The 15,223-nt window shown below is 60.6% G+C and carries 12 protein-coding genes; 11 read left to right on the top strand and 1 reads right to left on the bottom strand.

Translation table 11 applies throughout. The annotated features are described in order from the left end of the window. Positions 1-18: 18 nt before the first annotated feature. Complete coding sequence (locus tag GYH29_RS17120; protein ID WP_039755612.1) at positions 19-1,650, top strand: ABC-F family ATPase; 1,632 nt, start codon at positions 19-21, stop codon at positions 1,648-1,650. A gap of 253 nt (positions 1,651-1,903) precedes the next feature. Beyond that, positions 1,904-2,644, top strand: a complete 741-nt coding sequence (fabG, locus tag GYH29_RS17115) for a 3-oxoacyl-ACP reductase FabG (protein WP_019102649.1) — start codon at positions 1,904-1,906, stop codon at positions 2,642-2,644. Between the two features lie 68 nt (positions 2,645-2,712). On the opposite strand, the gene cysB is transcribed toward fabG, so the two are convergent. Then, a complete protein-coding gene (gene cysB, locus GYH29_RS17110) occupies positions 2,713-3,657 on the bottom strand; it encodes an HTH-type transcriptional regulator CysB (protein ID WP_019102648.1) in 945 nt (314 codons plus the stop codon). 112 nt (positions 3,658-3,769) lie between these two features. Between cysB and GYH29_RS17105 the strand changes: the two genes are divergently transcribed. The 9 genes from GYH29_RS17105 to htpG all read left to right on the top strand — a co-directional run bounded on the left by GYH29_RS17105 (position 3,770) and on the right by htpG (position 15,102). Beyond that, positions 3,770-4,474 carry a phosphoadenylyl-sulfate reductase gene (locus GYH29_RS17105; RefSeq protein WP_118268179.1) on the top strand — a complete coding sequence of 235 codons (705 nt, stop codon included), beginning with the start codon at positions 3,770-3,772 and terminating at the stop codon, positions 4,472-4,474. 19 nt (positions 4,475-4,493) lie between these two features. Continuing rightward, a complete protein-coding gene (locus tag GYH29_RS17100) occupies positions 4,494-6,152 on the top strand; it encodes a nitrite/sulfite reductase (protein ID WP_043591013.1) in 1,659 nt (552 codons plus the stop codon). Next, positions 6,136-6,648 carry a DUF934 domain-containing protein gene (locus GYH29_RS17095; protein WP_019102645.1) on the top strand — a complete coding sequence of 171 codons (513 nt, stop codon included), beginning with the start codon at positions 6,136-6,138 and terminating at the stop codon, positions 6,646-6,648. The genes GYH29_RS17100 and GYH29_RS17095 overlap by 17 nt, the downstream gene beginning before the upstream one ends. A gap of 238 nt (positions 6,649-6,886) precedes the next feature. Continuing rightward, positions 6,887-7,564, top strand: a complete 678-nt coding sequence (locus GYH29_RS17090; RefSeq protein ID WP_019102644.1) for an OmpA family protein — start codon at positions 6,887-6,889, stop codon at positions 7,562-7,564. Between the two features lie 173 nt (positions 7,565-7,737). Then, complete coding sequence (locus GYH29_RS17085) at positions 7,738-8,673, top strand: bifunctional riboflavin kinase/FAD synthetase (RefSeq protein ID WP_161524170.1); 936 nt, start codon at positions 7,738-7,740, stop codon at positions 8,671-8,673. Beyond that, complete coding sequence (gene ileS / locus GYH29_RS17080; protein ID WP_019102642.1) at positions 8,670-11,447, top strand: isoleucine--tRNA ligase; 2,778 nt, start codon at positions 8,670-8,672, stop codon at positions 11,445-11,447. The genes GYH29_RS17085 and ileS overlap by 4 nt, the downstream gene beginning before the upstream one ends. A gap of 132 nt (positions 11,448-11,579) precedes the next feature. Then, positions 11,580-12,068 (top strand): signal peptidase II, encoded by a 489-nt coding sequence (lspA, locus tag GYH29_RS17075; protein WP_039755611.1) that lies wholly within the window; start codon positions 11,580-11,582, stop codon positions 12,066-12,068. Positions 12,069-12,095: 27 nt separating this feature from the next. Further along, positions 12,096-13,037 carry a 4-hydroxy-3-methylbut-2-enyl diphosphate reductase gene (gene ispH, locus GYH29_RS17070; protein WP_118268176.1) on the top strand — a complete coding sequence of 314 codons (942 nt, stop codon included), beginning with the start codon at positions 12,096-12,098 and terminating at the stop codon, positions 13,035-13,037. A gap of 163 nt (positions 13,038-13,200) precedes the next feature. Further along, positions 13,201-15,102 carry a molecular chaperone HtpG gene (gene htpG, locus GYH29_RS17065; RefSeq protein ID WP_081574692.1) on the top strand — a complete coding sequence of 634 codons (1,902 nt, stop codon included), beginning with the start codon at positions 13,201-13,203 and terminating at the stop codon, positions 15,100-15,102. Positions 15,103-15,223 lie beyond the last annotated feature (121 nt).

The following is a 15,223-nucleotide window of genomic DNA, read 5'->3' as shown; positions in this document are numbered from 1 at the left end:
GCTGAAGGATCCCTAAGCGTGATTACCACAAGCAATATTACCATGCAGTTTGGCGTCAAACCTTTGTTCGAAAAGGTTTCCGTCAAATTTGGCGAAGGCAACCGTTATGGCCTGATCGGCGCCAACGGTTCCGGCAAATCCACTTTTATGAAGATTCTGGGTGGCGACCTGGAGCAGACCAGCGGCGAGGTGGCCATTGAGAACGGCCTGCGCCTGGGTAAGCTGCGCCAGGATCAGTTCGCCTATGAAGATCAGCGCGTCATCGACGTGGTGATGATGGGGCACTCCGAAATGTGGGCGGCGATGAGCGAACGCGACGCCATCTATGCCAACCCGGAAGCCAGCGAAGACGATTACATGCACGCGGCCGAACTGGAAGCCAAGTTCGCCGAATACGACGGCTACACCGCCGAGGCGCGCGCCGGCGAACTGCTGATGGGCGTGGGCATTCCGGTGGAACAGCACGCCGGCCCGATGAGCGAAGTGGCGCCGGGCTGGAAATTGCGTGTTTTGCTGGCTCAGGCTCTGTTCTCCAATCCAGACATCCTGTTGCTGGACGAACCCACCAACAACCTGGACATCAACACCATCCGCTGGTTGGAAAACGTGCTCAACGAGCGCAACTCCACCATGATCATCATTTCGCACGACCGTCACTTCCTGAATTCGGTGTGCACCCATATGGCGGATTTGGACTACAACACCATTCGCATCTACCCGGGCAATTACGACGACTACATGATCGCGTCGGCCCAGGCGCGTGAACGCCAGTTGTCGTCCAACAGCAAGGCCAAGGAACGTATCCAGGAACTGCAGGAGTTCGTGGCCCGCTTCTCCGCCAACAAGTCCAAGGCGCGCCAGGCGACTAGCCGATTGAAGCAGGTGGACAAGCTGAAGTCCGAAATGGTGGAAGTGAAGCCGTCCAGTCGTCAAAACCCGTTCATTCGTTTTGAAATGGACGACAAGTTCAAACTGCACCGTCAGGCAGTGGAGGTGGATCACCTCAATAAGGCTTACGATACCAAAGTCCTGTTCAAGGATTTGAGCCTGATCCTCGAGGCAGGGGCCCGCTTGGCCATTATCGGCCCTAACGGCGCGGGCAAGACCTCGCTGGTCAAATTGCTGGCCGGCGCCTTTGACGCGCAGTTCGCCGAAGGCCTGAGCGCTGACCACGGCTCGATCAAATGGGCGGAGAAAGCTCAGGTGGGCTATTTCGCACAGGACCACGAGGCCGATTTCGACAGCGACATGACGCTGACCGAGTGGATGCGCGAATGGGGCCAGGAGGGCGACGACGAGCAGGTGATCCGCGGCACGCTGGGCCGTCTGTTGTTTGGCGGCGACGAGGTGGGCAAGCCGGTTCGCGTGCTGTCCGGCGGCGAGAAGGGCCGCATGCTGTACGGCAAGCTGATCCTGCAAAAGCCGAATGTGATGATTATGGATGAGCCGACCAACCATATGGACATGGAGTCGATCGAATCCCTGAACATGGCGCTGGAGAAGTACAAGGGCACCTTGATCTTCGTTTCCCACGACCGTCAGTTCGTCAGCTCGCTGGCGACGCATGTGTTGGAGCTGGACGGCAAGGGCGGGTACGACTACTACACCGGCAATTACGAAGACTACTTGGCCAGCAAAGGCCTGGAGTAAGTTGCTGCTTATGGTCGGTTACACTTGGTAACTGACCTGTAGAGCAGTTGCTTTACCGGCGGGAGTGAGTGCGCTATATTGCAGTGCGTCTTGTGCACTGCAATGGCTGCGGCGCACAAACTTCCGCTTTTCTTTTTGCTTTAAAAAATAACCAATAAAAACAGGTGTTTGGCCATAGGTGGTCGATGGTGGAGTTGTGAGTCCGGCCTCTGGGCGGATTGCCTGTCATCTACAAAGTCAGTAAGGAAAATCCATGCGCTTGAAAGGTAAAGTCTCCATCATCACCGGCGCCGCCAGCGGCATCGGCAAGGCGACAGCCGAGAAATTCGTTAAAGAAGGCGCGGTCGTCGCCGTTTGCGACCTCAATCTGGACGCGGTGAACGCGGTGGTACAGGAGTTGCAGCAGGCCGGCGGCGAAGCCATCGGCTACAAGGTGGATGTGACGAATAAGGGTCAGATCGCGGACATGGTTGCTGATCTGAAAAACCGCCGCGGCCGCATCGACGTTCTGGTCAACAACGCCGGCATCGTCATGGACGCTCAACTGATGAAGATGACCGAAGACCAGTTCGACAAGGTGATCGACATCAATCTGAAAGGCGTTTACAACTGTGCCCGCGCGGTGATCGACACCATGGTGGAGCAGGGCGGCGGCGTGATTCTGAACGCGTCCTCGGTGGTGGGCGTCTACGGCAACTTCGGCCAGACCAACTACGCTGCGTCCAAGTTCGGCGTCATTGGCTTCGTCAAAACCTGGGCCAAGGAATTGGGCAAAAAAGGCATTCGCGCCAACGCGGTGTGCCCGGGCTTCGTTGCCACCCCCATCCTGCAATCGATGCCGGAGAAGGTGATTCAGGCGATGGAGGACAAAGTGCCGATGCGGCGCATGGCCGATCCGACCGAGATCGCCAACGTCTACGCCTTCCTGGCGTCCGACGAAGCCAGCTACATCAACGGCGCGGCCATCGAAGTGACTGGCGGCCTGACGCTCTGAATTCTTCGCGCCCGCACGTGAAAACGCCCCGATATCGGGGCGTTTTGCTTTGTCGGGCCACGGAGGCTTCAATCCTCGCTGTCCGGGTCCCGGGCCAGCAGAGCGGCTTCGACTTCGCGTCGGTGCAAATGCGGCGCGAACAGCTCGATAAAGGTGTAGGCGAAGCCGCGCAGATAGGCGTCCTTGCGGATGCCGATCTTGGTCGTGGACGGTTCGAACAGATGGCTGGCGTCCAGCAATTGCAGATTGACGTCGCGCTCCGGTTCGTAAGCCATGCTGGCGATGATGCCTATGCCCAGTCCCAGGCCGACATAGGTCTTGATCACGTCGGTGTCGATCGCGGTCAGCACCACGTTGGGCGCCAGGCCCTGGTCGGCGAAAGCTTTGTTGATCTTGGAGCGGCCGGCGAAGGCGAAGTCGTAGGTGACGATGGGGTAGCGGGCGATGTCCGCCAGCGTCAACGGGCGATCCAACTTTGTCAGCTCATGTCCTTCCTGCACCACGATGGAACGGTTCCATTCGTAGCAGGGCAGCATCGCCAATTCTTTGTACAAAGCGATGCCTTCGGTGGCGATGGCGAGGTCGGCTTCGCCGGACACCACCATTTCGCAGATCTGGGTGGGGCTCCCCTGCTTGATCGACAGCCTCACTTTGGGGTAACGTCGAACGAATTCGGCGATGGCCGGCGGCAGCGCGTAGCGTGCTTGGGTGTGCGTGGTGGCGATGGTCAGCGCGCCTTCCGCCTCTTTGGAGAATTCGTCGCCCACCCGTTTCAGATTCTGCGCTTCGCGCAGAATGCGCTCCGAGATGCGCAGCACCTCTTTGCCCGGCTCGGACACTGAAACCACCCGCTTGCCGTTGCGGATGAAGACCTGGATGCCCAACTCATCCTCCAGCAGCCGGATCTGCTTGGAAATGCCCGGCTGCGAGGTGTGCAGTTTTTCCGCGGCTTCCGAGACGTTCAGCCCTTGCTTGGCCACCTCCACCAAGTAACGCAGTTGTTGCAGCTTCATGCGACGCCATCCTCTATAAAACCTGTAGTAATTAAATACTAACACAATATTCTTTTCAGTTTATAAGCGGCTTGGGTAGGATTGTCATGAAATTTCCTGCCTGGAGTCTCTGATGAGCCTGGAAGCAAAACTGGACGCCACCGTCGCCTGCCTCAGGACGATCGCCGCCGCGCATCCGGACGCCGTGCTGGCCAACAGCTACGGCGCGGAGGACATGGTGCTGACCGATCTGATCGCCCGTCTGGGTCTGGGCATAGCGGCCTTTAGCCTGGACACCGGCCGCCTGCCGGCGGAAACCTACGATCTGATGCAACGGGTGGAAGAGCGCTACCCCAGCCACCCAGTTGCCGTGTATTTCCCTCAGGCCGCCGCGGTGGAGCAGTACGTCGGTCTCCATGGCATCAACGGCTTTTACCGCAGCGTGGACGCGCGCAAGTCCTGTTGCCAGGTACGCAAGCTGGAGCCGCTGCGGCGCGCGCTGGCCGGGCGGTCCGCCTGGATCACGGGGTTGCGGCGCGAACAGTCGCCGACGCGTCAGGACCTGCAGGTCAGCGAATACGACGCCGACAACGGCCTGCAAAAATTCAGCCCGCTGCTGGACTGGAGCGAGCGTGATGTCTGGGACTACCTGCGCGCGCACGAAGTGCCCTACAACGCCCTGCATGACCGCCATTATCCTTCCATCGGCTGCGCGCCCTGTACCCGGGCCATTTCGGTGGGGGAGGATGTCCGAGCTGGACGCTGGTGGTGGGAAAACCCCGATTCCAAGGAGTGCGGCCTGCACGTCAAGGCCAGCCCGTTGAAACGTCCGGCATAGCGCCGTCTGAAAGAGCACCATGTATCAATATGATGAAGTCGATCACCGCATCGTCCGCGAGCGCGTGGTCCAGTTCCGCGATCAGACCCGGCGCTATCTGGCCGGCGAGCTGAGCGAGGACGAGTTTCGCCCGCTGCGCCTGATGAACGGCCTGTACGTGCAGCGCCACGCGCCGATGCTGCGCGTCGCCATTCCCTACGGCCATCTGCGCAGCGGCCAGCTGCGCAAGTTGGCCGACATCGCCCGCCGCTACGATAAGGGCTATGGCCATTTCACCACCCGCCAGAACATTCAGTTCAACTGGCCGGAGCTGGCTCGGGTGCCCGATATCCTGGAAGAGCTGTCCACGGTGGAGATGCATGCGATCCAGACTTCGGGCAACTGCGTGCGCAACACGACGACCGACGCCTTCGCCGGCGTGGCCGGCGACGAACTGCTGGACCCGCGGCCTTGGTGCGAGATCATTCGGCAGTGGAGCACCTTGCACCCCGAGTTCACCTTCCTGCCGCGCAAATTCAAGATCGCGGTGTCCGGCAGCGTGGAAGACCGCGCCGCCACCCGCGTGCACGACATCGGCCTGCACGTGGTGCGCAACGAGGCCGGCGAAGTGGGCTTCCGAGTGATGGTGGGCGGCGGTCTGGGGCGTACCCCCATCGTCGGCGACGTGGTCAAGGATTTTTTGCCCACGCCGCACCTGCTGACCTATCTGGACGCGGTGCTGCGGGTTTACAACCGCTTTGGCCGTCGCGACAACAAGTACAAGGCGCGCATCAAGATTCTGGTCAAGGCGATGACGGTGGAGGGTTTTGCCGCCAAGGTCGAGGACGAATGGCTGCATATCAAGGGCGGTCCTGCCACCCTGCGTGACGAGGATGTCGCGCATTACGCCAGCTTCTTCACTGACCCGCCGTATCAGACGCTGCCGGCCAATCCCCCCGAACTGCGAGCTCCGCTCGAAGAGGACAAAGGCTTCGCCCGTTGGGCGGAGCGCAATACCCGCGCCCACAAGCGGCCGGGCTATCGCTCGGTGGTGCTGTCGCTGAAGCGCGCCGGCGTGCCGCCCGGCGACATCAGCGCGGAGCAGATGGACGCTGCGGCGGATTTGGCCGACCGCTTCGGCTTCGGCGAACTGCGCGTCGCCCACGAACAGAACCTGGTGCTGCCGGACGTGCCGGAGAAGGATTTGCACGCGCTGTGGCTGCTGGCGCGCGAGCACGGCTTCGCCACCCCCAATATCGGCCTGCTCACCGACATCATCTGCTGTCCGGGCGGCGACTTCTGCTCGCTGGCCAACGCGCGCTCTATCCCGGTGGCGGAGGCGATTCAGCAAACCTTCGAGGACATGGACTATCTGTACGACCTCGGCGACATTGACTGCAATTTCTCCGGCTGCATGAACGCCTGCGGCCATCACCACATCGGCAACATCGGCATCCTCGGCGTCGACAAGAACGGGGAGGAGTGGTACCAGATCACGCTGGGCGGCAGCCAGGGCAGCGCCACCAGCATAGGAAAGGTGATAGGGCCCTCGTTCGCCCAGGCCGACGTGCCCAAGGCTTTCACCACCATCATGAGCGTCTACCTGGAACAACGCGGTCCGGGCGAGCGCTTCATCGAAACCGTGCGCCGCATCGGCATCGAACCCTTCAAGGAGCGGGTATATGCCAAACATCATTAAACAGGGACAAGTCCGGCCGGACGATTGGAATCTGCTGCGCCAGGATGAAAACGGCCAGTTGCCGGAAACCGCGGCGGGCGGCAATGTGATCGTGCCGCTATCCGATTGGCTGGAGCGGCGCGCGTTCTGGCGCAGCCATGCCGCGCGGGTGGGCGTCTGGCTAGGGCCGGACGAGGATCCCGCGCGACTACTGGCCGATTTGCCAGAGCTGGAGCTGATCGCCGTCGATTTTCCGGCCTTTACCGATGGCCGCGGCTACAGTCATGCCCGCTTGCTGCGTGAGCGTTACGGCTACCGTGGGGAACTGCGCGCGATTGGGGATGTCTGGCAAGACTTACTGCACTCCATGGCGCAAGTCGGTTTTGATGCATTCGCCATTAAGGACGGCAAGGCGCTGGAATCTTCGCTGGATGGTTTTAATACTTTTAGCGAAAACTATCAGGCTACTGTGCTGAATCCGCTGCCACTGTTTCGTAGGCGCGTCACATCGCTGTAATGTGTGGTTTATGCGAGACAGAGGCCACAAAAAAACGCTTTTTTTGACGTTTTTTTGCAACGGATTGCTCTCAATCTGTGGCGTCCTAAGTTGACATGGGGTTGCAGCGTTTCTATAGTGCGGGTTAACTGCATAAACACAGTTTGCAGATCACCCTGTTGTTTGCAGTAAAATTGTTCGTGTGGTCTTTGCGTCAGCCCGCATTGCTACCCATTTTATAGATTAAAGAGGGAATAACATGACTAAACAGCTGAAACTGAGCGCCCTGGTTGCTGCTCTGTTGGTTTCCGCTAGCGCTTTTGCTGCTAAACCTGGCTATGCCGTTGACCAGTCCACCGAATCCGTGACTCGCAACAACTATGGCGAGTGCTGGAGAACCAACTTCTTCGACAAGGCTAAAGACGGCCTGGTTGAATGTGGCGATCGCGAAGCTGCCAAGCCGGTAGCAGAAGCTCCGAAGCCGGTGCTGGTTTCCGAAAAAGAAAAAGTCACCCTGTCCGCTAAAGTGCTGTTCGACTTCGACAAGGCCAAGCTGCGCGCTGACGCCAAGAACGAACTGGACCCGCTGGTTGAAAAGCTAAAAGCCAATGCTGGCAAAGGCTACCTGAAGTCCGTTGAAGTTGCTGGCTACACCGACTTCATGGGTTCCGCCGCTTACAACAACCGTCTGTCGCAAGAGCGCGCCGACGCAGTTAAAGGCTACTTCGTAGCCGCCGGCGTTCCGGCCGACAAAGTGACCTCCGTAGGTCGCGGCGCCGCCGAAGCCAAGATGACTGCCGAGTGCAAGGCCAAATTCCCGAAATACCAGAAGAAAGGTTCCAAGCAGAACCTGGCTATCAAGGAATGCATCGAGTCTGATCGTCGCGTTGAGCTGACCATCGACGCGGTTAAAGAGTCCCTGGTTGAGAAGAAGTAATCTCGATTAGCTGCTCTGTTCAAAAAGCCCCGCAAGATTGCGGGGCTTTTTGCATAGTACCGCGGATAGCCGGCTCTGTTTGTCGTTGCCGGCCCAATTGCGTTTCATGTATGGACGCTATCCGTAGCTGGCAGATACAATCGAAGGTTTTCAGGACGCAATAAGACCAGCACATGCAGGTATTTTTTGGAGATCCGCGGCGTTATCAGCTGCCAGCCTGCGCCTTGACCATCGGCAATTTCGACGGCGTGCACCTTGGCCATCAGAAAATGCTGCAGCGTCTGCGGCTGGAAGCCGACGCCCGAGGCCTGCCGACGGCCCTGTTGACCTTTGAGCCCCATCCGCGGGAGTTCTTCGCGCGCGACAATCCGCCGGGCCGCTTGTCCACGCTGCGCGACAAACTGGCGTTCTTGCAGCGGCTGGGCCTGGTCGACTATGTGTTCGTCTATCGCTTCAATCGCGGCTTCGCCGGCATGTCGGCGTCGGATTTCATCGACAAGGTTCTGGTCCTGGGGCTGCAGACCAAGTATTTGCTGATCGGCGACGACTTCCAGTTCGGCGCCAAGCGGCAGGGCCATTTTGAGATGCTGAGCTCCTGTCCCCATTTCGTCACCGAGGCGATGCCGACGGTGTTGGCCATGGGCGAACGCGCCTCCAGCACCTTGGTGCGAGAGCGGCTGGCCGCAGGCGACCTGAGCGGCGCGGAAAGCCTGCTGGGGCGCGAGTATCAGATTTCCGGTCGTGTGGTGCATGGCAAGAAGCTGGGCCGCACCATAGGCTTTCCCACGGCCAACATCCATTTGCCGCATTTGCGTCCGGCCTTGCAGGGCGTATTCGTCGTGCAGGCGGAAACCGCCGACGGCGTGTTGGGCGGCGTGGCCAGTCTGGGTTTGAACCCGACGGTCAGCGACACACCGGACTACAAACTGGAAGTGCATCTGTTCGATTTCGCCGGCGATCTCTACGGGCAGCGGCTGACGGTGCGATTCCTGAAGAAACTGCGCGACGAGGCGCGGTATGATGATTTATCGGCGCTGACCGCTCAGATTGAAAAAGACGCGGGCAGCGCCAAGACCTATTTGACAAGTTTGCAGCGAGAGCAGGCATGAGCATCGATTATCGTAAAACCGTAAACCTGCTGGATACACCCTTCGCCATGCGCGGGGATCTGGCCAAACGCGAACCGGCCTGGGTCAAGCGCTGGCAGGAAGAGAAGCGCTACGACAAGCTGCGCAAGCTCTCCGCCGGCCGTCCCAAGTTCATCCTGCACGACGGTCCTCCGTACGCCAACAACGACATCCACCTGGGCCACGCGGTCAACAAGGTGTTGAAGGACATCATTGTCCGCTCCAAGACGCTGGCCGGTTTCGACGCCCCTTATGTGCCGGGCTGGGACTGCCACGGCCTGCCCATCGAACTGATGGTGGAGAAGCTGCACGGCAAGGACATTCCCGCCGCCAAGTTTCGCGAACTGTGTCGCGAATACGCGAAAGAGCAGGTGGCGCGCCAGAAGAAGGGCTTCATTCGCCTTGGCGTGCTGGGCGATTGGGACAATCCCTATCTGACCATGGATTTCAAGACCGAGGCCGATATCGTGCGGACCCTCGGCAAGATCTTCGAGAACGGCTATCTGAGCAAGGGCGAGAAGCCGGTGCACTGGTGCATCGAATGCGGCTCGTCGCTGGCCGAGGCCGAAGTGGAATACGAAGACAAAGTGTCGCCGGCGATCGATGTCGGCTTCAAGGTGCTTGACGCCGACAAGGCTTCGGCCGCCTTCGATGCCGACGCTTCCGGCGCGATGGCCGTAATCTGGACCACCACGCCGTGGACGCTGCCGGCCAACCAGGCCGTCGCCGCCGGCGCCAATCTGGATTATCAGTTGATCGACACCCCCAAGGGCAAGCTGATCCTGGGCAAGGATCTGGTCGAGTCGGCGATGAAGCGCTATGGCATCGAAGAGTTCCGCGTGCTGGGCGAAGCCAAGGGCGAGGCGCTGGAGCGGATTCAGTTGAGCCATCCGTTCTACGACCGCCAGGTGCCGGTGATTCTGGGCGACCACGTGACCACCGACGCGGGTACCGGCTTGGTGCACACCGCGCCGGCCCATGGTCTGGAAGACTTCCAGGCCGGCTTGCAGTACAAACTGCCGGTGGCCAACCCGGTGGCCGACGACGGGCGCTACAAGAGCACCACCGAACTGTTCGCCGGCATGCTGGTATGGGACGCCAACCCGCGCGTGATCGAAACCCTGGAAGAGCGCGGCACGCTGGTGCACAAGGCCAAGCTGGAGCATAGCTATCCGCATTGCTGGCGCCACAAGACGCCGATCATCTTCCGTGCCACGCCGCAGTGGTTCATCAGCATGGACCGCCAGGCTAATGGCGGCGAGACGCTGCGCGAGATCAGCCAGCGCGCCGTCGATGCCACCGAGTTCTTCCCGGCCTGGGGCCGCGCGCGTTTGGACGCGATGATCAAGAACAGCCCCGACTGGTGCGTGTCGCGCCAGCGAAACTGGGGCGTGCCGATGACTTTCTTCATCCACAAGGAGTCGGGCGAGCTGCATCCGCGTTCCGTCCAACTGCTGGAAGAAGTGGCGCTGCGCATTGAACAGCAGGGCATCGAAGCCTGGTTCAGCCTGGACGCCAAGGAGTTGCTGGGCGAAGAAGCCGAGCAATACCGCAAGCTCTCCGACACTCTGGATGTGTGGTTCGATTCCGGCTCCACCCACTTCGCGGTGCTGAAGCAGCGCCCGGAGCTGGCCTGGCCGGCGGACCTGTACCTGGAAGGCTCGGACCAGCATCGCGGCTGGTTCCAGTCCTCGCTGAAAACCGGTTGCGCCACCATAGGCCGCGCGCCGTACAAGCAGCTCTTGACCCACGGCTTCACCGTGGACGACAAGGGCTACAAGATGTCCAAGTCGCGCGGCAACGGCATTGCGCCGGAAGAGATCTGCGGCACCTTGGGCGCCGACATCCTGCGTCTGTGGGTGGCCAGCGCTGACTACTCCGGCGATATGTCGCTGTCGCAGGAAATCTTGAAGCGCACAACGGAAAGCTATCGCCGTCTGCGCAATACCATACGCTTCCTGCTGTCCAATCTGTCGGATTTCGACCCGCTTGAACACGCCGTTCCGCTGGCCAATATGGTGGAACTGGACCAGTACGCGTTGCTGCGCGCCCGTGAAGTGCAGGAGAAGGCGGCGGGTGAACTGTACTCGCGCTATGCCTTCCACCATGTGGTGCAGGAAGTGGTGGGCTATTGCTCCGAGGATCTGGGCGCCTTCTATCTGGATGTGATCAAGGACCGTTTGTACACCACCAAGGCGGACAGCCATGCGCGCCGCAGCGCCCAGACCGCGCTGTACCACATCACCCGCAGTTTGCTGCTACTGGTGGCGCCCATCCTGTGCTTCACCGCCGACGAGGCGTGGAACGTGCTGGTGGACAGCGAGGAAGAGTCGCCGCTGTATCACGTCTGGCATGAATTCCCGGCCCAGTCCGCCGAGCGCGAAGCGGCCTTGTCCGCCAAGTGGCTGGCCATTCGCGAACTGCGCGCTCAGGTCAACAAGCAGATCGAAGCGCTGCGCAGCGCCGATCAGCTGGGCTCCTCCTTGCAGGCGGAGATCGAGATCGAAGCCGACGGCGAGCTGTTGCAGTGGCTGAACGCCTTGGGCGATGAACTCAAGTTCGTGCTGATTGTCTCTAAAGCCAGCGTCAAGCAAGGCGAGCAAACCCGCGTCAGCGTGGCGTCGTCGACGCAGCAGAAGTGCGAGCGTTGCTGGCACTACCGCGCAGACGTCGGCAGCCATGCCGGCCACGGCGCGGTGTGCGGTCGTTGCGTGGACAATATCGACGGCAAGGGCGAGACGCGCCGCTTCGCCTGATCCGCGTCGACGACGCGGCGGCACGGCTGGGCCGGAAGGATGGGAGCGCTCAGCATTCCCGACTTCCGGCGCTTTGATATAGAGTGCGCGGAGTTCCGCTTCGCGTCGTGGAAAGGTCTGATGGAATCTGCAATGACTATGCCCAAGGCCAAACAATGGCCGAAGTGGTTTGCGCTGGCGGCGGTAATCGTGTTGCTGGATCAATTGTCCAAGATCTATTTCAACGGCAATTACCAGTACGGCGAAGTCCGGGAAGTCATTCCCGGCTTTTTCGGTTTTACCTTGCTGTACAATCCGGGCGCGGCGTTCAGCTTTCTGCACGACGCCGGCGGCTGGCAGAAGTATCTGTTCTCGGGCCTGGCTTTCGCCGTGTCCGGCTGGCTGGGCTGGAATATCTTCAAGAACCGCTTTAGCGGGCTGATGAATCTGGCCGCGGCTTTCATCATGGGCGGCGCGCTTGGCAATGTGATCGACCGCATCGTCCACGGCCATGTGATCGATTTCATCCAGGTGCATTACTACAGCAGCTGGTCGTACCCGGCCTTCAATCTGGCGGACTCCTTCATTTGCGTGGGAGCCGCCCTGATGGTGCTGGATAGTTTCAGAAAGCCGCGCGCCTGAGCGCAGCGGCTTGAGCAAGGATTTGTGATGACGAAGACCATCATGCTGGCCAACCCGCGCGGTTTCTGCGCAGGCGTGGACCGGGCCATCGCCATCGTCGAGCGGGCGATTGAACTGTACGGCGCGCCGATCTATGTGCGTCATGAAGTGGTGCACAACCGTTTTGTCGTCGAGAACCTGCGCGCCAAGGGCGCGGTGTTCATTGAGGAATTGAAGGATGTGCCCAGAGGCAGCACCCTGGTGTATTCCGCTCATGGCGTGCCGCAGTCGGTGCGCGAAGAGGCCGCGGCTTTGGGCCTGCAGGTGTTCGACGCCACCTGTCCCCTGGTGACCAAGGTGCATGTCGAAGTCAAGCGCATGAACAAGGCGGGCATGGAGATCGTTATGATCGGCCACGCCGGCCACCCCGAGGTGGAGGGCACCATGGGCCAGGTGGACGGCGGCATGTATCTGGTGGAAAACGTCGCCGACGTCGCCGGTTTGCAGGTGCGCAACCCGGCGGCCTTGTCCTACGTCAGCCAGACCACGCTGTCGGTGGATGAGACCCGCGACATCATCGCCGCGTTGAAGGCACGTTTCCCGGAGATCTCCAGCCCGAAAAAAGACGATATCTGCTACGCCACTCAAAATCGGCAGGACGCGGTGAAGGTGCTGGCCGACGAATGCGACATCGTGGTGGTGGTGGGGTCGCCCAATAGCTCCAACTCCAACCGCTTGCGCGAAGTGGCCGCGCTCAAGGGCGTGGACGCCTATATGGTGGACAACTCCGGTCAATTGGAGGAAGCCTGGTTCGCCGGCAAGCGGCGCGTGGGCGTCACCGCCGGAGCCAGCGCGCCGGAGGTGCTGGTGCAGGCGGTGATAGACCAGATCAAGGCTTTCGGCGCGGACAGCGTCAGCGAGCTGGACGGTGTGGAGGAGAACACGGTGTTTGCGTTGCCGCCGGCGCTGCGCGAAGACAAGCGCGCCTGAGCCCGCCCGGCGGCCTCGACGCCAAACCAGCCCCGTGGTCCCCCGCGGGGCTTTTTCATGTTCGCGCGGGGGAGCGATCCTGTGTTGAGGGCAGGGGTATTGAAAAGTCCGGGACAGCCCTTATCTGATGCGCATCGTTGACCAACTCTTGTGATAAGTCACCATGAGCGCATTGAAAGAAACCCTGGGTTTTCAGACCGAAGTCAAGCAGCTGCTGCAGCTGATGATCCACTCCTTGTATTCCAACAAGGAGATCTTCCTGCGTGAACTGATTTCCAACGCTTCCGACGCCGCCGACAAGCTGCGTTTCGAAGGTTTGGCCAAGCCCGAGCTGTTCGAAAACGAGCCTGAGCTGAAGATCACCATCGGCTACGACGCCGAGGCGCGCACGCTGACCATCGCCGACAACGGCATCGGCATGAGCCGCGACGAAGTCATAGCCAATATCGGCACCATCGCCAAGTCCGGCACCAAGGCCTTTTTCGAGCAGTTGTCCGGCGACGCCAAGAAAGACGCCAACCTGATTGGTCAGTTCGGTGTCGGCTTCTACTCCGCCTTTATCGTGGCCGATAAAGTCACGCTGACCACCCGCCGCGCCGGCGACGCCGCCGACTCCGCCACTCGCTGGGAATCCGAGGGCGCCGGCGAATACACGTTGGAGCAAGTGGAGAAGGCCGGCCGCGGCACGGAAATCGTGCTGCACCTGAAGGAGGGCGAGGACGAACTGCTGAACGACTGGAAGCTGAAAGGCATCGTTCGCAAGTACTCCGACCACATCTCGATCCCGATTGAGATGAAAAAGGGCAATAGCTACGGCGAAAACGGCGAAGTCATCGTCAGCGACGAGATGGAAGCCGTGAACTCCGCTTCCGCGCTGTGGACCCGCGGCAAGAGCGAGATCAGCGAAGAGCAGTACAAGGAGTTCTACAAGCATGTGGCTCACGACTTCACCGACCCGCTGGCCTGGAGCCACGCTCGCGTTGAGGGCCGCCAGGAATACACCGAACTGTTGTACATCCCGTCGCGCGCGCCCTTCGACTTGTTCGATCGCGAGCGCAAACAGGGCGTCAAACTCTATGTGCGCCGCGTCTTCATCATGGAAGACACCGAGAAGCTGATGCCGCACTACCTGCGTTTCGTGCGCGGGGTGATAGACAGCAACGACCTGCCGCTGAACGTGTCGCGCGAGATCCTGCAAGAAAGCAAGGACATCGACGCCATCCGCAACGGCTGCGTCAAGAAAGTGCTGGGCCTGCTGGAAGACCTTGCCGCCAATCAGCCGGAAAAATACGCCGAGTTCTGGCAAGAGTTCGGCCAAGTGCTGAAAGAGGGCGTCGGCGAGGATATGGCCAACAAGGAACGTATCGCCAAGCTGCTGCGTTTCGTCTCCACCGCGTCCGAAGGCACTGAGCCGACGGTGACGCTGAGCGACTACGTCGCCCGGATGAAGGAAGGCCAGGACAAGATCTACTACATCACCGCCGATACCCTGGCCGCGGCCAAGAACAGCCCGCACCTGGAAGTGTTCAAGAAGAAGGGCGTCGAGGTGCTGTTGCTGACCGATCGCGTAGACGAGTGGGTGGTGGGCTCGCTGTTCGAGTTCGACGGCAAGGCGCTGCAGTCCGTGGCCAAGGGCGCGCTGGATTTGGGCGCGCTGGAAGACGAAGCCGACAAGGAAGCGCAAAAGCAGGTGGAGGAAAGCGCCAAGCCGGTGGTGGAGAAAGTGCAGAAAGCCTTGGCCGACCGGGTCAAGGAAGTGCGCGCCACCGCCCGCCTGACCGAGAGCCCGGCCTGCCTGGTAGCCGGCGAGCATGATATGAGCGCCCACTTGGAGCGCATGTTGAAAGCGGCGGGGCAGAAGGTGGAGGCTAGCAAGCCCACGCTGGAGATCAACCCCGAGCACGTGCTGGTGAAAAAACTGGCCGACGAGGCCGACGAGGCCCGCGCCAGCGATCTGGCCCAGGTGCTGTACGATCAGGCCTTGCTGGCCGAAGGCGGCAAGCTGGAAGACCCGGCGGCCTTCGTCAAGCGCATCAACAAGCTGATGCTGGAGCTGTCGGCTTAAGCCTGAGACCGCTCCGATCGGAATGCCCCGCCGCGCGCGGGGCATTTTTTTTGCGCTGGCAATAATGCCGCGCCAAAAATCATGGCTGGGCGTATCATCGGCGGCTTCTCTCTCGCTATGA

The sequence above is a fragment of the Chromobacterium haemolyticum genome (assembly GCF_009936155.1).
GTDB lineage: Bacteria > Pseudomonadota > Gammaproteobacteria > Burkholderiales > Chromobacteriaceae > Chromobacterium > Chromobacterium haemolyticum.
The sequence above is the reverse complement of the archived record's forward strand: the minus strand, read 5'-3'. Positions and strand labels throughout refer to the sequence as shown.